The following is a 25,072-nucleotide window of genomic DNA, read 5'->3' on the forward strand; positions in this document are numbered from 1 at the left end:
AAGTTTGACACAGCTAATCATACTCTGTGGGTTTGGTATAAAGTGAATAACGATAATTTATCATGATACAGAGCAATGATAAGCCTCTGTAAGCAGTTTTATTTTATATAGTCGATTCAATTTAAAAGAAGCACAAGGTAACCAGAAGCAAATATACGTCCAATACTTCAAGCGAGGTTAATGCGGCAACTCTTTTATAATGGAATGACTATATGGTCTCTATAATATAAGGGATGAACAGTTATAAAAAAACCCCGAAATCGGGGTTTAAGAATGAAATAATAACGAATATATAGTCGAGCGCTCAGTAGTCTTAGTTACGTACTCGTAACTGACACCAACGAATTAGTGAATAGCACTGATATAGTCTGACAAGATACGAATATCACGATCAGATAGTTTTGAGGCAACGGTTTGCATCATCCCCATTTCGCCTTCTTTCGCGGCATCATTGACTCGTTTTTGATCATCGCTATCGATATCATCAACACGTCCAGCAGCACGGAAGAGTTTTAGCTGAGTAGCAATGTACTGAGCATGCTGTCCGCCTAATTTTGGAAATGCCGCCCAAGTGTTACCTGCAGCGTCTGGCCCATGACAACCGGCACAGCCAATAACGCCACGTGACTTATCACCACCCAAGAATAGCTTAGTAGCTTCTTGGTTGGTCGCAGGATTACCAAATCCAACGCCCCAAGGCGCTTGGCTAGCATAATAACCGGCCACATTGGCTAGGTCTTGCTGCGATAAGTTTGCAACTTGCGATTGCATAATGCCATTCTTGCGATAGCCAGCTTTAAAGTTGACCAACTGTTTGTAAAGGTATTTTACGTTTTGGCCACCCAAATTCGGCTGCGCAGGGACAACACTGACACCATCAACACCATGACAAGCCGCACAAACCGTTTCTGCAATTTGCTTACCGGCATTGACGTCGTACTCAGGAACAATAATAGCAGCTTGTACGCTGAAACTTGCAACGCATAAGCTGGCAGCAGCGATTAACTTTTTCATTGATACAAATCCTACTAGCTCGGCGTAAGCATTATTTAGAGTGATTGCACTGATAAGATACCTCGTATAAACCACCTTACTATTGGTTAGGTAGGTATATGTTTTAAGGTCTTGGCCACAAGCAGTCTGAAAGTACTTACTAACATCAGGGTTTATTTTCGATTATTATAGCAAGACTTTGTAGCATTTGCCTACTTAATCGTCACATCCATCAGTTTTTCTAACACATAAGCCCGTATGCTGACAAAAAACAAAAAGCGCGTAAAGGTTAAACAACCCAGCGCTTTTTTAAGTTGTTTTATACTGTTTTACTGTATCGGTCAGCGTCTCATTTACTCATGTACTCAATCAACTTGCGATAATCATCGTCACTACAACTGTTACAAAGACCACCAGCTGGCATCTGTGTCATACCATTTTTGACGGAATTAATCAGGGTCGGCATGCTTTTTTGTTTTATAAGCTGTTGCCATTTGGCACTATCACCTTTTTTGATGGCGTTCAGCGCCCCACTATCGTGACAGGCGGCACATGAGTTATCATAGCTGGTTGCAATATCAGCAGCATTAGCGCTAGTCATGATGACACTACTTATTAGCAGTAATACCGCTCCGCTACCTATTAAAAATCGGTAGATCTGGCTGAAAAGTGCATTGATTGAAACCATAGAACACCTCCTTTTGATGCTTCTCTCGTTTAATCAATCTTGCTGTTAAACGTCGTTCGTTCAGTATATCTTATTAAATATTGTAACAATGTATGTCGTATAAATATAGATAAATATAGTTTGGCTTTGGTAACGCATGAATAAAATCGATAACTTGCTCTAACGATGGGTTATTTTAATGGTATTCTGTCATTTATATGATGCTAATCATAGTTATTTCAATAAGTAAGATAAGTAATAGTATAGAATAGTCGATGACTTGAAACGACTGTATTTATGACCAATAAACATTGAAAGTTATGATGAATAATTTCGTACAGCTTTTTTGTCTAATGCACCGTCTTCTCGACAACCAGTTGATTAAAATTTTACAACCGTATCCAATTTCTTAAAGATTAATGAGCCATTTATGAGTACCCCGTTTACTGATGTCGCCGCCGAACATGCATTGTTCAACACTAAGTCTCGTCAAAAAATTCAGCAAACTGAGTTTATGATGTCAGCGCCTACTTTTCGTCTCTGCCCACCCGATATGGGCTTAGAAGTTGCCTTTGCAGGACGCTCAAACGCAGGTAAATCTTCGGCTATTAATGCATTGACCAACCAGCGCCAACTGGCACGCTCTTCCAAAACACCTGGTCGTACGCAGATGATTAACTTTTTTAGTATTGGTGATGCTGATAGACGTTTGGTAGATTTGCCAGGTTATGGCTATGCAGCCGTACCGCTTGAGATGAAAAAAGAATGGCAGGTTGAGCTAGAAGAATACTTGGTATCGCGCTCAAGCTTGGCAGGTTTGGTGCTCATGACTGACATTCGTCATCCCTTGAAGTTCTTTGATGAGCAAATGCTACGTTGGGCACAAGATGGTGAGCTACCCGTTCATATCTTGCTAACCAAAGCAGATAAACTGAAATATGGCGCATCTAAAAATGCCTTACTGAATACTCGTAAAAGACTGAAACAACTGGGATTGAACTGTAGCATTCAGCTATTTTCAGCACTAAGAAAAGAAGGTCTTGATGAATTGGCTGGTGTAATGGGCAACTGGTATGAGTATCAGCTCGATGCAGACAAAATTATTGAGTCCTCTTTTGCATTACTAGAAGGCGCTGAGTTGGAAGATGCGATTGAAAAAGATAGCATTGAAAAGGAAAGCGCTCAAAACGAATATTCTCAAAAAGAGAACAAATAGATATCATAGTCTTCAATCAAAAAGGGTTTATCGTTATTATCGATAAACCCTTTTTTTATGATCATTTAAAAAGATTTTTATTTAAGGACTTTTTATTTAAGGACTTTTCATTTAAGTACTTTTCATTTAAGCGCATAGTAGCTCAGCCAACGCCTGCGGGGTATCAACCTGATAAGTGGGTTGCTGCGCGGCGAGCTCTGCTTGTGATGCAGTACCATAATTCACCGCAATGCTGGTCATGCCAAGTTGTGTTGCCATTTGAATATCGTAGATACTATCACCGATAAAAACAGCATTGGCAATTTGCTGATCGGTATAATCCAAAATATCATTCAGCATCTGCGGATTAGGTTTTGAGCCTGCCTCATCGGCACAGCGGGTCATCACAAAATAATGGTGACTATCTGAAGCATCTAATACGCGGTCTAAGCCCTTTCGTTTTTTACCAGTTGCAACCGCGAGACTTTTACCTTGCGCTTGTAATGTCTGCAACATACCTTCTATCGGCGCAAAAAGTGGCGTACGGTGACTATTGGCAATATAGTGGTCTGCATAGCTTTGCTGAATGGCCAGTTTCTGTGACTCATTTGCTTGCGGATACAAAATCTCAATGCCATTCATTAAGCTCAGCCCAATAATGTCTTGTACTGCTTTATCGGTCGTCTGAAATCCATGTGCTTCTCCTGCGACATGCATCGACTCAACGATTAAGCCGATTGAGTCCATCAGCGTCCCGTCCCAATCAAAAATAATCAGCGTCTTATCTGCTAAGCGATGACTGGCTGATAACTGATTTCTTTTGGCAGCGGTAGAGATACTAGCGACAGATTGTTCACTCATAAATAGACCTTAGCGAATAGCGATAATAAATGGTAGATACAGATATGAAAACGTCACGGCAACTTATTAGGAAAAATAAGCGTTCGTGACGTTTAAAATTGATACTTAAAAATTCTATTTGGCGACTTATTCAGGCAATTTGATTTGCTCTGGTAACCAGTCTGCCATATCTTCTGGTAGTGGTGCGGTAATAGTTTCATAACCTGGAATGTCTAAACGCCACGCGTGTAAGCATAAACGATGAACGCCTGATTTATCATGCACATTATATTTATCATCCCCCAAGATAGCGTGACCAATGTGAGCCAAATGCACACGGATTTGATGGGTGCGACCCGTCAGTGGTTTGGCTTCAATTAGGCTAACTGGCTGATCGGCAATCGTAAAACGACCATGAACGACAATATCTGTCTGGCTTTCTTTCGCTTGTGGATCTTGCGCATCTACTTTGACGCGGCGCTCACCACTAGCCAGCGTATAGCGTAGCAATGACGCATCGATACGTTGCTCATTTAATGCCGGCTGACCTTTGGCGATACATAGGTAGTGCTTCTGGATGGTTTTATCAACCAGATGCTGCTGCAAGGCTTTTAGCGCAGAGCGTTTTTTAGAAATCATCAACAAGCCGGAGGTGTCTTTATCGATGCGATGTACCAGCTCTAGGTATTTTTTACCTGTCACTTCACGCATGGCTTCGATAACACCAAAGTCCAAGCCACTGCCACCATGAACGGCGATACCAGAAGGCTTATTCAACACTAGCATACCTTCGTCTTCATAAACCACGCGTGCCAATAAGCTTTTAGCAAACTCGGTGCTGATGATTGGCTTTTCGCGGGTAGCGAGTACCACTGGCGCGATACGTACCACGTCTTCACGTTGTACTCTATCGTGTGCCTTGCAACGTTTGTTGTTGACGCGTACTTCATCTGAGCGAATCATTTTATAGATATGCGGCTTTGGCAACCCTTTTAAACGGTTCAACAAAAAGTTATCCAAGCGCTGATCGTGTTGATGGCGGGTTACTTCAAGATAATTAACCTTACCAAAGTTGCTGATTTCATCGTCAGCGCTTTGCGGGCGTGTTTTACTATTAAAAATAGCAGGGGCTTCATGGGTAGGTGCGTCGTCAGTCATTTTTGGGTTCGTCATTTTTAGTTAGGTATTTACAGAAAGATTTGCTATAGTTTAGCATGTTGAGCGACAATTAAGCAGAGGCTGCAGCAATAATCATTATTGTTCTAGATAGCGCATTATCGTTTTTACGACTTTTTAGTAAAAAGGTATTAGCGGTATACCCTGCCAACATTGTACGTTTCATCGGATTTTAGGGCGCAGTATCTGTTTAGAAATATCACCTGTAGATATTTATAGATATGCCCCCATAAATTGTAGATTGTAAAATGAAAGTATCATACTGACTTTACTCAGTATCATAGAATAAATAGTGACACTAAATACCTTTGTGTTCATCAATTCAGCGTTGATAAATTTGGCTAAATGCCCGTTTATTGACTGATAATGACACTACATTGACTCACAACCTGCATGACAACGACTGTATTTGATAATTATTCATTATTTAATGACTAATTATCTGATGGTCCTTTACGCAAGCGTAGTTGAGCAAGTATGGGTTGTTTAGCATTAGGATCGAGGAGTATATCGATAGCTGCCTAAGTATTGGTGGTCAAACAGATAACGATAAAAAGATATGAATACAGCACCATACTGATAGTTTGGTCATTTATTCTGTTTGCCAAGTACGCCCCGCTGATAACCGAAGCCGCGACACCTAATCTTAAAACACCCAAGATATTATTGACGTTATACCAGAAAGAACGATAAATAAAGAGTGACCAATTGCTTTACCTAAATAAATAATTGCTGAATATTGCCATTTCATATAGTGGAACTTATAACAGCGATATTATTGCTAGACTTTGATGGATGAATAGCAGCAGCACAACGCCTTTTTAATATCAGTATCTTGAATCCCGTCACTGCCCCTCGCCTACTCTTACAAAGTAAGCTGGCATGACTACCAATAGAGCTTACTGATAATAAAAGTGAACCGTATGCTGACGCATCGATATTTGAACTAAGCCTATCAATAATAAGATATAAATAGATAGCCTTACACCCTATAGATTTTATATTTACGTTAGCATTGCTAACCGACTTTAGGTAAAAAACAAGCCATTGACAAAGCCCAAGTGCTTTATTTAACCCATGATTTACGTTCTATTGTTAATTAAAATCTGCTCATGCTAATTTAAATGTTAGCCATACTTGCCATTACGCTCTAAAGCCCGTCTCGTCGTTGTTATGCGTACTCATAGGATACAAATATGAAACGCATTTTGATCAACGCTACTCAAAACGAAGAAATTCGTGTCGCCTTATGTAAAGGCAACCATCTTTACGATTTCGATTTAGAAAACCGTACTCGTGAACAAAAAAAATCTAATATCTATAAAGGTCATGTAACCCGTGTCGAGCCATCGCTCGAAGCTGTATTTGTTGAATATGGCTCACAGCGCCAAGGGTTTTTACCGATTCGTGAAATCTCTGCTGAATACCTAAGCGGCAATCCACGTGACGAAAACATCAAAAAGCTGATCAAAGAAGGCGACGAGCTAATCGTCCAAGTCGAAAAAGAAGAGCGTGGTAACAAAGGCGCTGCCCTATCAACTTATGTCTCATTAGCTGGTCGCTATCTGGTATTAATGCCAAATAACCCTCGTGGTGGCGGTATCTCACGTCAAATCTCGGGTAAGCTGCGTGAAGACATGAAGCGTATGCTAAGCAATCTTGATTTGCCAAAAGGTATGAGCGTCATCATTCGTACTGCGGGTATTGGCAAAACTCAAGAAGACTTGCAGCATGATTTAAACCATTTGCTTAATATCTGGCAAGCCATTCAAGAACAAAACCAAAAATATCCTTCGCCGCGCTTGGTTCACCAAGAAGCAGGCGTCGTGACCCGTGCCGTTCGTGACTATCTGCGTGATGACATTGCTGAGATTTGGATTGATAACGAAAATGCTTATATTGAAGCGGCAGGTTTTATCGATGCGGTGATGCCAAAGCAAGCTGAAAAGCTACGCAAATATACCGATTATGAGCCGATGTTTTCACGCTTTAATATCGAAAAGCAAATAGAAACTGCTTATCAGCGCGAAGTGCGTCTGCCATCAGGCGGCTCAATCGTTATCGACCAAACGGAAGCACTGGTCTCTATTGATATCAACTCAGCCAAGTCGACCAAAGGTTCAGACGTTGCTGAGACTGCTTACCATACCAACTTGGAAGCAGCTGATGAGATTGCTCGTCAGCTACGTTTGCGTGATATGGGTGGTTTGATCGTTATTGACTTCATCGATATGAATGACAATAAGCATCAAAAAGAAGTGGAAAAACGTCTGATTGATGCCACTAAATACGATCGTGCGCGCGTACAGTTTGGCGATATCTCTAAGTTTGGTTTGATGGAAATGAGCCGTCAACGTCTACGTCCATCACTAGAAGAGTCAACGGGTTATATTTGTCCACGCTGTCACGGCAATGGCATGATTCGTGACTTGCGTTCATTGTCGCTATCCATTATGCGTCAAATTGAGCAAATTGCTCTCAAAGAACGCCAAGGTGAGGTGCAAGCAGAAGTCCCAACAGATATCGCAGCATTCTTGTTGAATGAAAAGCGTGACAGCTTGGTTTATCTTGAGCAAGACAGCGGCACGCGCATCACTATTTTACCGCACGCTCATTTAGAATCGCCAAACTTTAAGCTTCACTTTAACCGTGATGGCTTTGCCCCATCGAGCTATGAGCGTATCACTGATGCTCAGGAACAAGAGCACAGCGATCTTGGCTACAATGTTGACTGGCAGACTGCTGAAAAAGAGCGTCCTGAGCAGCAGCCTACTCGCCAGCCTCGTAAAACGTCAGATGACAGTAATAATAAGCAAGACAGCCGTTCAAATGCGCAGCAAAATACAGCCACACAAGCGCAAAACGATACGGTAAATCATAGTAATGACCGCCGTAACCATAAAAACACCAATGACGTTACACCTGCGCACGCACCGCAAGCTAGTAAAGCCGCGAGCGTTGCAGCTCCAGTCGCAGCGCAGACTCAAAATGTCGAAACAAATGCTCAACCACAAGCAGTTGCTTGGTTATCAAACCTATTCGCTCAGGCGCCGCAAGCCACAACCACACCTAGCGTTAGTAGTCGTGATGCCGCTGAAGCAATCGAAGCGCTAGTGAACACTGGCGCGCAAAGCTTAGGTTCATTTGGTCAAGTTGATAGCAATGCGTTGAACAATACTGCCTCAAGCAGTGAGCAGCCGACTCAACAAAATAATGATCAGAAGAGTGACAGCCAGCAGTCAGATAGCAATAGCAATCGTCAGCAAGCACGCCGTAATAATGACAGCGACACTGATGACGGCAATAACGAAGACAGAAGAAGACGTAAGCCGCGTAAGTCTAGATCATCTAAGCCGCGTCAAAGAAAAGATCAGACAGAAGAGTCTAGCAATGAGATAAACGGCGATACCGAAAACAACGCCTCAAATAGTGCGGCAAATAACGCTGATGACAAGCAGGCTGACAATCAAAATAAACGTCAGCAGGATGCCAGACGCACGAATGATCGCAACCGCAACAACCGTCAAGATAGTAACCAGCAAAACAGCAGTCGTCAAGATAGCAGCCACAACGCAAACGAGCGCAATGATGCTGATGATAAAGACAGTAATACAGCAGATGAGCAAACTCGCGCAAAGCGTAAATCGCATAGCCAACGCGGCTCACGTGGCAAGTTAGAGCGCGGTGAGACACTAACAGCTGAAAATACTAAGCAACCCAATCAGCAGGCGACAACCGGTACGAACGGCCGCAAAAATCAATCGAACACGCGCCGAAATCAAGATCCTAATGAAGTCGTGCTACAAGTCAATGAAGCACCCGTTGAGCTGAAATCACCAGAAGTCGTGCACTTGTCTCTAGATGACAGCAAGTCCACACACGCTAAGACTCAATCTAGCGAAAAGCAGAGCTCAGCACATGACACGGCAAAAAATGAGCACTCAAAAGATCGTACTGCTCAACAGCCTGCGAATAAACATAGTAGCAATGAGCAGAACACTGACAAGCAGAACACCAGTGCTCAGAACGCTGATAAGAAAAGTGACGAGAAGAAAAGCACGGTAGAAACACCAGAGCGTCAGGTTAATAATGGCAAAGGTGATGCTACTAAAGCTGAGGTACAGAACGATACACCTATACATGAGCCAGTTGCTGAAAACAAAAAAGAGCCTGTAGAAGTGCAGTCAACCTCGACTAGCAACACGGACAGTCAATCAGCTAGTCCAAAGCCAGTAACTACTGAGGTAGAGCAAGCCCCAGTGACGTCGCAGCATCAGAAAGACAATACTGCTGATGATACCGGTAAGTCTGAAGAAGCTAAGAAGGTTCAAGCCAATGTCAATGACAGTCATAACGCAAGTGATAAGACCAACTCAGCACTGACGTTAACGCACGAAGCATTGTTTGCCAAACGCTATGTGACTGCTGAGAAGTTCGGTCAGGCTAGCAATGACCCACGTGTCGTTCGTAGTCAGCAAGCGCAAGTCACTCAACAATCTCAAGTAGTTGAATCAGCAGTGGCAAGCTCATCAGCTATTCGCGGAACCGTTGGTGATTTTATTCGTAAATCCTTAACAGATGCAGAGAGTCGTTTAAAAAATGACGGTGTCATCAGTTGCTTTATTGCTGCTATCGAAGCACATACGCAGCAAGCAAAACCAGCTAACGTTGAGACGAATGTCACACCGACTGCTGATACTAAAGTTGAGGACAGCAATTTTGACTTTAGCAACTATGGCTATCAGCCATTAGCGGCAGATTACCTAACGCGCTTTGAAACAATGACACAAGCAGTCAGTCAGTTTGCGGCAACACAAGGTAAAACGGATGTTGAACCACGCGCCATTGGTAAGCGTGCTAGCAACGATCCACGTGGCCAACATCCTAGTTATCAGGAGCCCGCAGTGTTGAGTCTACCTACTGAAAAGGCGACTGATACTGAGCAAACGGTTATTGAACATGATGATAACAATGTGGATGCTCATGATGTTGAGGCAAACGCTCTCTCCAACCAAGCTCAAGCACATGCTGTTAGTGCGGACAGCGAACAGTTACTAGAAGCAGAGCAAGCACTTGCAGAAGCAACTAACGAGCCGTTGAATGAAGGCACTGATATTGCTGATAGCGTAGTAGCTGAAAAGACTGACGTGCCAAGTGACGATAGCGAAGCTGCTAACGTTGAAGAGACTGACATTGAAAATATCAAGCCCGCAGATGAACCTAAGGTAGAGCAACCTACCAAAGAAGCGGGCAAAGATGACAGTCAGACTGCTAAGTCAAAAACCACGATCGCCAGTTATAAAAACATGATTGAGAATGTGGCTGAACAACTGCTGCCACAGACTGGCATGTTTAATTTGACCACGCCAAAAGTACCAAAAGCACGTAGCCGTAAGCCTAAAATGGAGCATAAAAAGCCTACACAAGCTGAAAAGCTAGAGGCTGACGATTCAGATAGCGAAAGCTAATCGTTTAATGCTCAATGCAAAAGCCCCAAAGTTGTCAGCAACTTTGGGGCTTTTTTATAAAATAAAATCACAAGCAATATAAAGCTCAAGCGTATTTAATTGGCTTAGTGGGCAGATGACGCTTTGTCGTCCTTTCCACGAATTTTTCCAATAATTGTAAAGATAGCAACGACCGCAGCACCAATGATAAAGCCAATGATGCCATTTAATATGGTCGTCGTTAAGCTCTCAAAGATACCCGTTAAATCAGCGATATCCTCCACTCCATGATGTAAGAAGCCAATACCGTGTACTAAGATACCACCCCCTACTAAAAACATCGCCAAGGTGCCAGCGATAGATAAAAACTTCATGAGTTTGGGTGCAGCCGCAAACATCACCTTTCCTAATTTTTGCTTGAACGCCCCTTCTTGTTCCATTAAATGCAGACCTGCATCGTCTATCTTCACGATACCAGCAACCAAGCCATAAATACCAATAGTAATACCGATGGCTAAAATAGAAAGCACCAAGCTTCGTTCTAATAAAGTAGCACTTGCCGTTGACCCCAAGGCAATCACGATAATCTCAGCTGACAGAATAAAATCTGTACGCACTGCGCCTTTAATTTTTTCTTTTTCAAAAGCGACCAAATCTATAGTCTCATCAGCATTGGCTTGCCGACGTGCATTTTGCTCCTCATCGTGTGGCAAAGCATGTGGCCAAAATCGATGAATGACTTTCTCAGCGCCCTCATAAACCAAAAACAAACCGCCACACATTAATAAAAAAGTGACCAGTGGGGGATAAACGGAACTAATCAAGAGTGCCGCTGGTACTAGTATAAGTTTATTAACAAATGAGCCTTTGGCGACTGCCCAAACCACTGGCAGCTCACGATTGGCTTTAACACCTGTGACCTGCTCTGCGTTGAGCGCCAAATCATCGCCCAATACGCCTGCGGTTTTTTTGGCAGCGACTTTGGTCATGACGGAAACATCATCCAATATCACACTGATATCATCAAGTAGGGTTAATAAACTGGCACCTGCCATGTGTGCTCCTTAGCAAAATTTGTTGAAATAAAGGATTAAAAAAATAATTGATATCAATAACTTTATATGAATTTTTATAAAAATCATGTTATTAGCGGTAGCCTACAAGGACGAGCATCGATATTAAATAGTACAAATGTATCTTGTTTTTTGAATTAATGCTTATTCCTACTGCTATTATTACCACCTTATCTCGCTATATAGCCTCTGACTGTTATTTACCATAAATATGTTAATATAGGCGACATTATCACCTCCCTTTTATAATTGTAAATTGTAAAAAGTCCTTCAATTTTAACCCTTTAAGACAGTATTGATACGTATTACTTTATCTAGAAATTCAGTATCATTTTTCTTAAAACGACTTCATGATTAGGCACGATGCCTACAGGACACCCATATGTCACTCCCAATTGCAAAAAACACCTTTGCCCCTAACCGCTTTTCTCGAAATAATTTATCTCGTTTTATGATGAGTGCACTGCTTGTTGTGATTGCTGCTGGCTGCTCAAACAATGCAGCCGATGCAACCAGTAACACCAGTATCGTCAATAGTAGCGATGCGAAAACCAGTACAAGTAAAGCATCTGCTGAGAGCGACGCTGCTGTGGTAAAGGCGTTACAGGCGAATTTAAATACGTCAGGCATTGAAGAAAGTATCATTTCAGCCGTACCAACAGATATGGATGGTATTTATTGGGTCACGGCGGAAGGGCTGCCGTCTTTCTTCACCGATAAGTCTGGCAAACACATTATCCAAGGTCAGATTATTGCTGTTGGCGAGGCTGCGCCCGTTGATATCAGTGCGGCCTTAGTTGCTAGTACCGCACAAGAAGCACTAAAAGCCGTCGATAAAAAAGACATGGTTATTTATCCAGCAATAGGTGAAACGAAGTCAGTGGTCTATGCCTTTACCGATGCAGACTGTGGCTATTGTCGTAAATTGCATGAAGAGATGGGTGATATCAATGCACGTGGTATCGAAGTACGTTATTTAGCATGGCCGCGCAGTCAGGAATCGGTACCAAAAATGGAAGCCATTTGGTGTAGTGAAGATCGCAAGGCGGCAATGGATCAAGGAAAAATGGGGGCTGATGTACAAGCCCCTAGCTGTGCCAACCCGGTACAAGAACACATGGCATTGGGTGCAAAACTTGGTGTGCGTGGTACTCCCGCTATCTTTACTGAAGCAGGACAGCAAGTAGGTGGCTATCTACCTGCGGCGCAGTTGGCTCAAGCCGTCGGCGCTAGCTAGGGTTCATTATATGTTTTGAGCGTTTGTGATATCTATGACGATGGCGACATTGTGTAGACGTCACAACTGCTTGTCGGTATGATACGATAAAGCGCTATGAAAAATCAGCAGCATACTTTTTATTTGAGTATTTTTTATTCAACTATAATGAGCAATCGATAAAGCTGCGACTGTCAAAATGCATGCAAATACTACAGCTAGTACCGCAAGTGCATTTGACGCTGTGACAGCGTTATCATTGTCATTATATTTAACCTCTTGAGGATACTGTGAGTAACTCCATCAAACTAGCGATACTTGGTCTGGGCACCGTCGGTACGGGCGTGATCAATCTAATCAATGACAACTTAAATGAGCTAAAACGCCGTAGCGGACGCGACATTATCATTACCGAAGTTGGTACGCGCCGTCATCGTGATGATATTGATCCCAATATTATGCAAAACAGTGACTTGATGGCAACTGCTGCAAGCGACGATGTCGATATCGTGATCGAGGTGATTGGCGGTACTACGTTAGCAAAAGATGTCATCATGCACGCCATCAAAAATGGTAAGCATGTGGTGACTGCAAACAAGGCCCTATTGGCTGAACACGGCAATGAGATTTTTGCGTTCGCTGAAGAGAATAATGTCCATGTTGCTTATGAAGCAGCAGTCGCAGGCGGTATCCCCATCATTAAGGTAATGCGCGAAGCACTCGCTGCCAATAAAATTGATTGGCTGGCTGGCATCATCAACGGTACTGGCAACTTTATCATGACTGAAATGCGTGATAAAGGTCGCCCGTTTGCCGACGTGCTCAGTGAAGCACAGGAATTGGGTTATGCAGAAGCAGACCCAACTTTTGATGTCGAAGGTATTGATGCAGCTCATAAACTGGCACTACTCGCCTCTATCGCCTTTGGTATTCCGCTGCAATTTGATAAGGTCTACTGTGAAGGCATCACTGGCATCACCTTGCAAGACGTCAACTATGCTGAAGAGCTTGGCTACCGCATCAAGCATTTGGGCTTTGCCGTACGTCGTGATGGTCAAGGCAATGATGAGGCTTCTGGTATCGAACTACGCGTGCACCCAACGCTAATTCCGCAGGATGCGTTACTGGCCAACGTCAATGGTGTGAAAAATGCGGTGTTGGTCAATTCTCATCCACTTGGACAGACATTATATTGCGGCGATGGGGCTGGGGCTGGGGCAACCGCTTCTGCGGTAATGGCCGATGTGATGGACTTAGTTCGTGTTCTAGGTAGCAAAGATAGTAACGATGAAAGCAACAGTAATCAGAACAACCATGGCCACCATGTACCGCATTTAGCATTTATCCCTGAGCAGCTATCAGACACGCCCATATTGCGCGCTGAGCAGATGATTACAGGTTATTATTTGCGCGTACACGCTTATGACAGCCCTGGTGTGTTGGCAGATATTACTCGTATCCTAAGCGATGCTGGTATCAATATCGACGCGATTTTACAAAAACCTGCGCACAAAGTTGGTCAAGTTCCCGTCATTATCTTGACACTGCCCGTGGTCGAAAGTCAGATGAATCTAGCCATCGAAAAAATTGAAAAATTAAATACCATTACTGATAAAGTAGTACGCATTCGCTTAGATGAGCTAGCATAAAGCACGCAGTTATTAAGTCTGATAGATGCTATTTAGTCGGCGTTTGGTTTTAATTCAAACAAACTCATTTAAAATACGTAAAAAGGAATAATAACGATGTCAAATGATGCAATTGTAATTTTAAACGGCGCACGTACCCCAATGGGCGGCTTCCAAGGCGCACTAAAAGATATGAGCGCAACTGAACTTGGCGGTGCTGCTATTAAAGCCGCTGTCGAACGCTCAGGTGTGGCAGTCGATAGTATTGACGAAGTCATTATGGGCTGTATCTTGACCGCAGGCTTAGGTCAAGGCCCTGCACGTCAAGCGATGCGTAATGCGGGTTTATCTGATGCGACTGGCGCTGTCACTATTAACAAGCTTTGTGGTTCAGGGCTAAAAGCAATCATGCAAGCACATGACGGCATCAAGGCTGGTAGTTTCAATGTGGCAGTCGCTGGTGGCATGGAATCAATGACCAATGCGCCATACATCATGCCAGGGTCACGTAGCGGCTATCGTATGGGACATAAAGAAGTCAAAGATCACATGTTCTTAGACGGTTTAGAAGATGCTGAAACTGGCAAACTGATGGGTATGTTTGCTCAAGAAATGGCCGATGAAAAAGGTTATACCCGTGAGCAAATGGATGAGTTTGCTATCGAATCGCTAAATCGTGCGCTCACTGCTATCAAAGACGATCACTTTAAAGACGAAATCGTACCAGTGACTTTTAAAACCCGTAAAGGTGAGCAAACCGTCGATACCGATGAGCAACCAGCGCTTGCCAATGCTGAGCGTATCCCTACTCTACGCCCAGCCTTTGCCAAAGATGGCACTATCACAGCAGCAAACGCCAGCTCAATCTCCGACGGCGCGGCGGCGGTTGTGGTCATGAAAGAATCACAAGCAAAAGCTGAAGGTCTTGATTATCAAGCGCGTATCATTGCGACCGCATCAAACTCTCGTCATCCAAGCGAATTTACCATTGCTCCGATTGGCGCGATTGAAAAAGTATTGACCAGTGCTGGCTGGTCAGTCGCTGATGTTGACCTGTGGGAAATTAACGAAGCGTTTGCGATGGTGACCATGGCGGCGATGGACGAGCTAAAAATCGACCATGCTAAAGTAAACGTCGAAGGCGGCGCTTGTGCACTCGGTCATCCAGTAGGCTGTTCAGGTGCTCGTATCTTGATCACGCTTATCAACTCTCTCAAGCGTACTGGCGGCAAAAAAGGCGTTGCGACACTTTGTATCGGAGGCGGTGAAGCCGTTGCTGTTGCTATTGAACTTGCTTAATAATTGATTATTTTAAGTATTTAGCAAGCTCAAAATGAATATATAATTTTATTTATTATTAACTTTCTTAATATCAAAAAACCGCATTGCTTATTGCTATGCGGTTTTTTTGTGTCTATTACCTCTTAAAGCACATCAAATATTGCTCTCTGTAAAAATGCGTTCATTTATACCCCAGCTGTGTTATGCCACTTACAGCCTATTACACGCAATTACTTCAAGCGCACACTTTGCTACCTTGCTCATATATCTCATAGAAAATCATGATGTTAGGATTACTAACAAGTCGATGTAGAGGCTACTCACATGGCTCGCTACACATTTTATTATAAGAATACTGTTTTTAAAATAACTAATAATGACTAACTCATAAAAAAGGAAGACAACAATGAGCCAACTAATTCGTTTAAAAGATATCCAAGCCACCCATAAAGATTTAATCGGTGATGACTATTATGACCCAACAGGCAAAACTGCTTATGGCGTCAATGAAGAAAAAATCGGCAAAATTGAAGGCGCTTTAGTAGAAGATACTACTGGTCGTATTCGTTATTTAATTGTTGATGTTGGTGGCTGGTTCAGCTCAAAGGAAGTATTGGTACCCGCCGGTTTGGCACGTATCGTTGGTGATGATGTATTCTTTGATAGCTTGACCAAGGCGCAAGTTGATGCCATGGAAGTATATGACCACGATTATCAATATAGCTATAAAGACCAATATCAAAAAGATCGTCAAGCCTTTGTCGCTGATAGCGTTCCAGTTGCAGAGCGTATGGAGATTGCAGACCATGACTATAACGCGCCAAATACCCTAGAGTTGCTAGAAGAACGTCTGACTGTCAATAAAGATCGCATCGTGGCAGGTTTGGTTAAGGTCGGCAAACATGTAGTGACCGAAGAACGCAACGTCGATGTTGAACTAGAAGAAGAGCATGCTAATATCCAGCGCACCCATGTAGATCGTCCGACAGACCGTCATATCGGTGATATTGATGGTAATCAAACCATTGAGGTTGAATTAGAAGCGGAACGTGCACGTGTTAATAAAGAAACCTACGTATCTGAAGAAGTAAACGTAGGTAAAACTACTGAACGTCATATCGAAACTATCGCTGAGACCATCCAGCGTGAAGAATTAGATATTGATGGCGATGGTAACGTAGTAGACCGCGAAGGCAACATCGTTGACCGTGATGGTATTACTGCTGAAGACGTACGCCGTGCTCGTGGTATGTAATACGCTAAACCGTCATCCTGTTTGGCTGTTATTTAAAAGAAGTTAAATAGAATAATACCAAGCAACACATGACAGTAATAAGCAGCTAGGTATTTTTACTTAGTGAACTAAGACCAGAGCATGTCTCTGGTCTTTTTTTACTTATGAGAATTAAAAATACTTAGTGATAGATGATAAAGCTAACTTGGCAAAATATGCAAAAATGACTTTTAAATATTTTATAACTATAAGGATATTATGATGACTATCAATCACGACGACAGCATCCAGAAAGACAGCTTTTTACAAGAGAGCTTACATGACAAGAAAATAGCATCAAATAACCAGAATCCTTCAATAAACCAAGTGGATGATATAGGAAGTAACAGTATAGGAAGTAATGATATAGATAGTACCAATCATAATGTTGGTCACTTGGAGCTATTAGAAGAGCGTCCTGTCGTCAATAAAGAGCGTTTAGATGTTGGCAAAGTAACGGTGACCAAGCACGCTCGTACTAAAACTATTGATGTGCCCATTGAGTTGGTAGAAGAATATATTACTATTCGCACTGAATACCACGATGCGAAAAGTCAGGACTTATTATCAGGTAATTATGACGAACAAGATATCTTGCGTCATGTTGAGCCATCGTTAGATAGCAAGGCGGTCGTTACCGTAAATGGTAAACAGATCGAAATTGGTGATGAACCTATTGAAATTGTCTTATCACGTCAAGTGGCTACCATTACTAAAGACACTTATGCTATCCAAGAAATCGATATCAATAAGACTACTCATACCCATACAGATAGTATCCAAGTAGAGCTTAAGCATGAAGAATTAGATGTGAAGGAAGAGGGATTTTTGGCACATGAGTCTAGCACCACTCCTGATAAATAATTTTGCTGACTCTTCAAAACTAGACATAAAAAAAAGCAACGATGACGTTGCTTTTTTCGTGATTGCTTACTTGTTACGAGGTTTTCTTACATTCGTAAGTGCTGACATTCGCGGCATCTGCACCTGCTGTACGCATCACACCAGTCTCACGCGCTTCATGTGCTACACGCCACTGGGTAAAACCCTCACTGCCATCAAGAGCTGTTGCTACTTCAAACACTTCTGGATTACTGGCTTCATTGGTTTTACTTAATGTCACAGTACCCGTATCTGTCGCGATGACCACTTGCTTGGCATCTTCTTTATAAGTTGCGTTAACTTTTAGCTCAGGTGAGCACAGATAAGCTATTTGATTGACGCCACTATTGACGGAAGCTACGGTATCATCCTGTACTTCACTAAGCGATGCATCCGCTGTATCGACAACCACCTCATTGGGCTCAGCAGGTTCAGCTGACATTGGAACCGTTTCTTCGGTATGGGCACCATCATCTATACCCGCCTCTGTCTCAGACTGTTGCTGACAAGCACTAATCGTCAGGACGCCAGCAAGTAGGCCAGTCAGCGCCACAGAGGTACGCAACTGTTTTAATAACTCTATAGTCATAACACTCTCCCAAATAAATATGTTAAACACTATAGCGTGTCCATAAATTCACGCCTATGTTGAATTTGTAAGCAATCAATACAAAATATAGCCAACGCATTTGTGAAAAGTTAACTTCACTATCTAAACATAATATAGTCGGTTCAAAATAAATGAGAGAAAAAGACAGCGAGCAAATACAGAAAAGCCCTTATCTAAAGTAGATAAGGGCTTTTCTGTATTCGCTTATGGCTGCTATATTTTACCATGACATTGCTTGTACTTAAGGCCTGAACCACAAGGGCATGGGGCGTTACGACTGATATTCATACCAGCGTATGGGTCTGCCTCATTGGAATTACTGCCACTACCTACCATAGCACTACCAGCAAGATTGCGATTTTGCGCGGCGGCTTTGTCAGCACCACTATCCATATTATCAATATCATTATGCTCGAACTGCATTTGCATATGAGCAGCATTCTCACGCTGCTGTATTTCCAGCGCTTCTAGCTCTTCTTTGGTCGGAATATGCACACGTGATAAATCTTGAACTGTCTCAGATTTAATTGCGCCAAGCATCATTTGGAACAGCTCAAATGATTCACGCTTATATTCTTGCTCAGGGTTTTTCTGTGCATAACCACGCAGATGAATGCCTTTACGCAGCTGATCCATTTGGGTCAAATGCTCTTTCCAATGCTTGTCTAAACTTTGCAGCATAAAGTGACGCTCAAGCTGAGCAGCATCTTTTTCACCCATCTGCTCACGGCGACTGTGATAGCGATCGATAGCTGTTTGGATGATTTTGGCACGTAAGCCTTCTTCATCTAAGCGGCGATCTTCATCAAGCCAATCATTGATAGGCATGGTAATCTTAAATTCATTTTCAAGCTCGTCTTCTAAGCCATCAATATTCCATTGGTCATCGATAGAACCTGGCGGAATAAATTGGTTAATCATGGCGTTATAGACTTCTTCGTGCATAATTTCAATGGCTTCCAGCAAATCCATCTCTGCTAGCAAGTCGTCACGCTGACCATAAATAACTTTACGCTGCTCATTGGCGACGTCATCATATTTCAACAGATTTTTACGCGCATCAAAATCGCGGCTTTCTACTTTACCTTGGGCATTTTCAATCGATTTTGAGACCATTTTATGCTCAATGGCTTCATCTTCTTTAAGCCCCATGGCACGCATCATATTAACAACGCGGTCACCGGCAAAGATACGCATCAAGTCATCTTCGAGCGATAAAAAGAAACGCGACATCCCAGGGTCACCTTGACGACCCGCACGACCACGTAACTGGTTATCGATACGACGTGATTCATGGCGCTCAGAACCAATGATATGTAAACCGCCAGCCGCAACCACTTGGTCATGCTTGACTTGCCATTCTGCTTTCAGACGTGCCATTTCTTCAGGACTGACCGAATCGATATCTTCAATAAACGACTGCCAGTTACCACCAAGGATAATATCGGTACCACGACCCGCCATGTTAGTCGCGATCGTTACCGATTTTGGACTACCCGCCTGAGCAATGATTTCGGCTTCACGCTCGTGTTGTTTAGCGTTTAGGACGTTATGCTTGACGCTTTCTTGATCGAGCAAATAAGACAACTCTTCACTGGCTTCAATCGTTGCTGTACCGACCAATACTGGCGCACCTTTGGCTTGAATTTCTTTAATCTCGCGGATAATACCTTTGTATTTGCCTAGCTTGGTTAAGAAAATCTGGTCATCCATATCTATACGAGCAATCGGCTCGTGCGTTGGGATGACAATGACATCTAAGTCATAAGTGGATTTAAATTCTGCCGCTTCGGTATCAGCGGTACCTGTCATGCCTGATAATTTTTCATACAAACGGAAGTAGTTCTGGAACGTCGTGGTTGCAAGCGTTTGGTTTTCTGCTTGAATTTCGACGTTTTCTTTGGCTTCTACCGCTTGATGCAGACCTTCTGACCAACGGCGACCAGGCATGGTGCGACCGGTGTTTTCATCAACGATAACCACTTCGCCGTCATCGACGATATAGTGCACGTTTTTAACAAACACATGATGGGCACGAATGGCAGCTTGTACGTGAGCCAATAATGGCAAACGACTTGGGCTATATAAACTTTCATTTTCGCCCAACTCGCCGACTTCGATTAAGAAGCGCTCAATTTTTTCATAGCCTTTTTCGCTGATTTCAATCTGGCGATTCTTTTCATCAATCCAGAAGTCTTCTTCTTCGTTATTCTTATTGGCTTCTTCATCTTTTGAGCGAATCAGCACAGGGATAATGGTATTAATCAGCGCGTACATACGTGAAGAATCTTCGGCTTGACCTGAGATAATCAGCGGCGTACGAGCCTCGTCGATTAAAATAGAGTCAATTTCATCGATAATACAGAAGTTTAATGGACGCTGCTTTTTCTCTTTTAAACTAAAAACCATGTTATCGCGCAGATAATCAAAGCCGTATTCGTTATTGGTACCGTAAGTGATATCCGCTTGATAAGCGTCGATTTTTTCTTGTGGCGGCTGCTGTGAATAAATAACACCAACGGTCATGCCCAAAAAGCCAAATAATGGACGGTTCAATTCAGCATCACGCGCTGCCAAATAATCGTTAACTGTAACCAGATGGACGCCTTTGCCACTGATGGCATTGAGGTACATGGCCAAAGTACCCATTAGGGTTTTACCTTCACCCGTTTTCATCTCAGCGATTTTGCCTTCGTGCAAGGTGATACCACCGATCAGCTGCACATCATAATGACGCATACCATTGACGCGTAATGACGCTTCACGGCAGACTGCAAACGCTTCTGGTAGTAATGCATCTAAGCTTTCACCATTTTGGTGGCGTGCTTTAAACTCTTCAGTTTTTTGTTGTAATTGCTCATCAGATAGGGCTTGTACCGCAGCCTCTTGTGCGTTGATTTTGCTGACCACTTTGCGCATACGTTTTAATTCGCGCTCGTTTTTAGTGCCAACCACACTGCCTATAATCTTTGATAACATAATTTTTTGACCTATGGAAATATTCGATAATTAGTGCGCATTAGCCAAAGCTTCGCCCGCTGCCGCCTTGTCATTACAGTCATCATCTGACTCAGTACCTGTTGTTAACAAAGCACCTCTTAACAAAACACTGATTAATAAGGTACTGCCTAATGAAGTGTCGCCTAATGAAGTATCGCCTAATGAAGTATCGCCCAATTAAGTGTGACGTCATTATATATGGTTATGACGCCGATGGATACAAGGGCAGCGAGTAGATATTTGCCGACGTAAAAGCACAGCAGGACGTGCTAAAATAACACTGACACTTTCACACTTCTTAGTTTTTTGACTGCTAAATTTGCGCGCTATGATAAACCTTTAATAAAGCTATTTTGGTAAAAATCAACCAGAATTCCATAAATCACCCACTCATAAGCGAGTGTTTTTCTCATCTATTTTTTTGCGCTGATATGTATATACCGTTGTTCATTTAACGCCAGCTTACTAAAAAATCCTTTTAAGCATTATAAGAGACTCTGCATGACCGCTAAACCATCCGCTCAAAACACCAACGCCGCAAAACCTACTCCGTCAAAGTACGCAATATCAAAACAACAGACCGCTGCACCTTTGACCTCCGATCAGTTGATGGTAGGCGATGCCGTTTATCACTTGGCAGACCATACGCCAATGATGGTGCAATATCTAACCATGAAAGCCAACTATCCACAAGCGTTACTGCTGTACCGCATGGGTGATTTTTATGAGTTATTTTTTGATGATGCCAAGCGCGCGGCACAAATATTAGACATCACCTTGACTCGCCGTGGTACGGATAAAGCAGGCAACACCATTGCCATGGCAGGTGTGCCTTTTCATGCGGCCGATAGCTACATGGCAAGGTTGATAGCTGCTGGGCAAACCGTCGTTGTGTGTGAGCAAATCGACGACTCAGCCACTGGCAATACGAGTAATCCGTCTAATGCTCTGACGATGGGCGATAAGCAGAAAAAAGATAAAAGCAAATCTACTGCTGGCAGTATTATGCGCCGTGAAGTGGTTAAAACGCTGACCGCAGGAACGATTACTGATGATGCTTTAATTGCGCCCAATCATACGCCAACTGTGGTCGCCATTGATATCGAGATACCTAAATCGAACAGCAAACAACCTGTGCAAGCTGCCATTAGCCAAATGGATTTAGCTGCTGGAACACTAACGACGCAAACGCTTAGTGCCAGCTATAATAACAGCCATGATGATATTGAAAGTTTGCAAACCCAAATGCTCACGGTACTGGCACGCTTTGCGCCCAGTGAATGTATCATTAGCGAAGCACTTGACGACAGTATCAACGAAGACTGGCTGCTGTGGCTCCGTCAAAATCTCGACTGTCCTATTATCGAAGTGGCGGCCAATGACTTCCACCGTGAGCATGCTAGCGCAACCCTTTGCCAGCAGTTTGACGTGCAACGCCTTGATGGACTAGGAATCAATGACGCACTTCTTGCCCAATCTAGCTGTGCGGCGCTAATACATTATGCGCGGCAAACTCAGCAGCGTCACGTGCCACAACTTAACCAGCTTATCGTTGAGTACAGTGACGATTATTTAATTATTGATGCCAATAGTCAGCAAAATCTTGAGCTATTTACACCCGTTAGCAGTAATGGTACATCATTAATATCTGTCCTTAATCATTGCCAAACGCCGATGGGTCGACGCTTACTCGTGCAGCAAATGAAACGCCCACTGCGTCAGCATTCGCGCATTAATTCACGCCTAAATGCGATAACCAGTTTGTTAAATACTGATAATCACTTTAGCGAAAATCAAAACATTCATCAAAATCTAGAAAGTAGCTCCTTAGTCACTAGTTTACGCGAGACTTTACATGCTATCGGTGATATGGAACGTATTAGTAGCCGTATTGGGCTAATGAGTGCTAAACCGCGTGACCTGCGTAAACTTGCTGATGGTATTGCTAGTAGCGCCCAGCTTACGACTCTACTGACGAATGCAGGTATTAGCCATGAGCAGGCAGGACTGTTACCGATGCTGATGCAGCAATTGCCTGCACAGTTACCTGCCGTACAGACAGTGGCTGAGCTGATTGAACGAGCCATTATCGCAGAACCGCCCGCGCATATTCGTGATGGTGGCATGCTAGCCGCAGGTTTTGATGCTGAGTTTGATCGCCTGACTCATCTGCATGACAATATCCAAGTGACATTGGATGAGATGGTAGAACGTGCGCGTCAAGAGAGCCAATTACCCAGTCTAAAAGTGGGTTTTAATAAAGTGAGTGGCTTTTATTTTGAATTGCCTAAAATGCAGGCAAAGAATGCACCGGCGCATTTTATCCGGCGGCAAACGCTAAAAAGTAGCGAGCGATTTATCACTGACGAGCTAAAAACAGTCGAAACTGAATACCTAAGCGCGCAAAGCTTAGCATTAACTCGTGAAAAGCAGCTGTATCACGAACTCTTAAGTGAACTCAGCAACCATTTAGCCGAACTGCAACAACTGAGCGCTGCTATCGCCCAAATAGACGTTCTCAGTAATTGGGCGCAGCTTGCGACTACTTATAACTGGCAGTGTCCAGTCATGAGTAATGACTCAAAAGATAATAGTGACTTAGATAGGGGCTTAGAAAACAGTCACTCAAAAAATGGCTTGAATAATAACAGTCAAACCAGTATCGATATCAAAGCAGGTCGTCATGTCGTCGTCGAAGCCGCACTAAACCCTGTTCATACCCACAGCAATACTCCTACCAAGCATAGCAGCCATTTTGTCGCCAATGATTGTGCATTAGGCAGTCATGCAAACCCTGAAAGACTGCTGATGATTACTGGTCCTAATATGGGTGGCAAATCGACCTATATGCGTCAAACCGCGCTGATTGTTCTACTCGCCCATTGCGGCAGCTTTGTGCCAGCAGCTAGTGCTTATATCGGTGAGATCGATCGTATTTTTACCCGTATTGGTTCAGCGGATGATTTAGCAGGCGGCAAATCCACATTTATGGTGGAAATGATTGAAACGGCTAATATTCTCAATCAAGCAACCAATAAATCGTTGGTACTGATGGATGAGGTCGGACGCGGCACAGCGACCACTGACGGTTTGGCCATTGCTCATGCTTGCGTCAATCGGCTGCTAGAGATTGGCTGCCTGACATTATTTGCCACTCACTACTTTGAGCTGACAAAATTGGCGGAAAACTATAAAGAAAGTAGTGGAAGCAATGACAAACTCATCCGCAACGTCCATGTCGCCGCTAGTGAAATCGATGGTCAACTGCTACTACTGCATCAAATCAAAGACGGTGCCGCAAGCTCTAGTTTTGGTCTGCATGTGGCAAAAATGGCAGGGATTCCTACCCAAGTACTTGATGATGCCAAGCGTTACTTAGCCGATAACTTAAAATTAGACCCTAGCAGGGTAGAAAACGTGATAACTCTTGATGACAAAAATGAATTAACTAAGTCAGTAAATGATAAATGCGACCATATGAATTATCATGAAATAGAGAAAGCCGATATAAAACTCACCAATCAATCTCAAATAATGACTGATATTCCACAACAAAATCAGCTGTTTAGCTTACAGGATGAACTTAGCGCGATTGATCCTGATAGTCTAACGCCAAAACAAGCGCATGATTTACTCTATCATTTAAAGAAAATCATTAGTCATTAAAGGGAATTGTCAATTAGCCGTAAAGGCGTTAAAATATGCCTTATTTTTCAACTATTCTATGTAGCCCTTATCGTTGATTCAATTTAAAAGAAAATCATGGCAACCAAGTGCAGATGTATCAATGA

16 protein-coding genes are annotated in these 25,072 nt (G+C 43.0%); 8 read left to right on the forward strand and 8 right to left on the reverse strand.

Annotated features, from left to right (window positions below):
- Positions 1 to 345: 345 nt before the first annotated feature.
- Together JFC10_RS08980 and JFC10_RS08985 are read right to left on the reverse strand one after the other, a co-directional pair.
- Positions 346 to 1,014, reverse strand: a complete 669-nt coding sequence (locus JFC10_RS08980) for a c-type cytochrome (protein ID WP_193011257.1) — start codon at positions 1,012 to 1,014, stop codon at positions 346 to 348.
- Positions 1,015 to 1,342: 328 nt separating this feature from the next.
- Positions 1,343 to 1,594 carry a c-type cytochrome gene (locus JFC10_RS08985; protein ID WP_227685779.1) on the reverse strand — a complete coding sequence of 84 codons (252 nt, stop codon included), beginning with the start codon at positions 1,592 to 1,594 and terminating at the stop codon, positions 1,343 to 1,345.
- Positions 1,595 to 2,090: 496 nt separating this feature from the next.
- Between JFC10_RS08985 and yihA the strand changes: the two genes are divergently transcribed.
- Complete coding sequence (gene yihA / locus JFC10_RS08990; protein WP_198332555.1) at positions 2,091 to 2,876, forward strand: ribosome biogenesis GTP-binding protein YihA/YsxC; 786 nt, start codon at positions 2,091 to 2,093, stop codon at positions 2,874 to 2,876.
- Positions 2,877 to 3,002: 126 nt separating this feature from the next.
- Here yihA and JFC10_RS08995 read toward each other — a convergent pair whose 3' ends face one another.
- Positions 3,003 to 3,716 (reverse strand): HAD family hydrolase, encoded by a 714-nt coding sequence (locus JFC10_RS08995; protein WP_198332556.1) that lies wholly within the window; start codon positions 3,714 to 3,716, stop codon positions 3,003 to 3,005.
- A gap of 126 nt (positions 3,717 to 3,842) precedes the next feature.
- A complete protein-coding gene (locus tag JFC10_RS09000) occupies positions 3,843 to 4,853 on the reverse strand; it encodes an RluA family pseudouridine synthase (RefSeq protein ID WP_193011261.1) in 1,011 nt (336 codons plus the stop codon).
- A gap of 1,214 nt (positions 4,854 to 6,067) precedes the next feature.
- Here JFC10_RS09000 and JFC10_RS09005 point away from each other — a divergent pair.
- The gene (locus tag JFC10_RS09005) at positions 6,068 to 10,339 is read left to right on the forward strand and encodes an Rne/Rng family ribonuclease (protein ID WP_198332557.1); all 4,272 of its coding nucleotides are present in this window, start codon (positions 6,068 to 6,070) and stop codon (positions 10,337 to 10,339) included.
- A gap of 104 nt (positions 10,340 to 10,443) precedes the next feature.
- On the opposite strand, the gene JFC10_RS09010 is transcribed toward JFC10_RS09005, so the two are convergent.
- A complete protein-coding gene (locus JFC10_RS09010) occupies positions 10,444 to 11,373 on the reverse strand; it encodes a DUF808 domain-containing protein (protein WP_198332558.1) in 930 nt (309 codons plus the stop codon).
- Between the two features lie 400 nt (positions 11,374 to 11,773).
- Between JFC10_RS09010 and JFC10_RS09015 the strand changes: the two genes are divergently transcribed.
- From JFC10_RS09015 to JFC10_RS09035, 5 genes are all read left to right on the forward strand, one after another.
- Positions 11,774 to 12,628: a DsbC family protein gene (locus tag JFC10_RS09015; protein WP_198332559.1), complete on the forward strand. Its 855-nt coding sequence runs from the start codon at positions 11,774 to 11,776 to the stop codon at positions 12,626 to 12,628.
- Between the two features lie 269 nt (positions 12,629 to 12,897).
- The gene (locus tag JFC10_RS09020) at positions 12,898 to 14,256 is read left to right on the forward strand and encodes a homoserine dehydrogenase (RefSeq protein WP_198332560.1); all 1,359 of its coding nucleotides are present in this window, start codon (positions 12,898 to 12,900) and stop codon (positions 14,254 to 14,256) included.
- Positions 14,257 to 14,352: 96 nt separating this feature from the next.
- Positions 14,353 to 15,534 (forward strand): thiolase family protein, encoded by a 1,182-nt coding sequence (locus JFC10_RS09025; RefSeq protein ID WP_198332561.1) that lies wholly within the window; start codon positions 14,353 to 14,355, stop codon positions 15,532 to 15,534.
- Positions 15,535 to 15,922: 388 nt separating this feature from the next.
- On the forward strand, positions 15,923 to 16,771 hold the full coding sequence (locus JFC10_RS09030) for a DUF2382 domain-containing protein (RefSeq protein WP_193011267.1): 849 nt from the start codon (positions 15,923 to 15,925) through the stop codon (positions 16,769 to 16,771).
- A gap of 237 nt (positions 16,772 to 17,008) precedes the next feature.
- Positions 17,009 to 17,653 carry a YsnF/AvaK domain-containing protein gene (locus JFC10_RS09035; protein ID WP_198332562.1) on the forward strand — a complete coding sequence of 215 codons (645 nt, stop codon included), beginning with the start codon at positions 17,009 to 17,011 and terminating at the stop codon, positions 17,651 to 17,653.
- A gap of 73 nt (positions 17,654 to 17,726) precedes the next feature.
- Here the strand turns inward: JFC10_RS09035 and JFC10_RS09040 are convergent, their stop codons facing one another.
- From JFC10_RS09040 to JFC10_RS09050, 3 genes are all read right to left on the reverse strand, one after another.
- A complete protein-coding gene (locus tag JFC10_RS09040; RefSeq protein ID WP_193011269.1) occupies positions 17,727 to 18,260 on the reverse strand; it encodes a hypothetical protein in 534 nt (177 codons plus the stop codon).
- A 234-nt stretch (positions 18,261 to 18,494) separates the two neighbouring features.
- Positions 18,495 to 21,260 (reverse strand): preprotein translocase subunit SecA, encoded by a 2,766-nt coding sequence (secA, locus tag JFC10_RS09045; protein ID WP_198332563.1) that lies wholly within the window; start codon positions 21,258 to 21,260, stop codon positions 18,495 to 18,497.
- A 30-nt stretch (positions 21,261 to 21,290) separates the two neighbouring features.
- Complete coding sequence (locus JFC10_RS09050) at positions 21,291 to 21,458, reverse strand: hypothetical protein (RefSeq protein ID WP_198332564.1); 168 nt, start codon at positions 21,456 to 21,458, stop codon at positions 21,291 to 21,293.
- A gap of 324 nt (positions 21,459 to 21,782) precedes the next feature.
- Between JFC10_RS09050 and mutS the strand changes: the two genes are divergently transcribed.
- Entirely contained in the window at positions 21,783 to 24,947 is a 3,165-nt protein-coding gene (mutS, locus tag JFC10_RS09055; protein WP_198332565.1) for a DNA mismatch repair protein MutS, read from the forward strand.
- Positions 24,948 to 25,072 lie beyond the last annotated feature (125 nt).

The sequence above is a fragment of the Psychrobacter aquimaris genome, from assembly GCF_016107525.1.
Taxonomy (GTDB): Bacteria; Pseudomonadota; Gammaproteobacteria; order Pseudomonadales; family Moraxellaceae; genus Psychrobacter; species Psychrobacter aquimaris.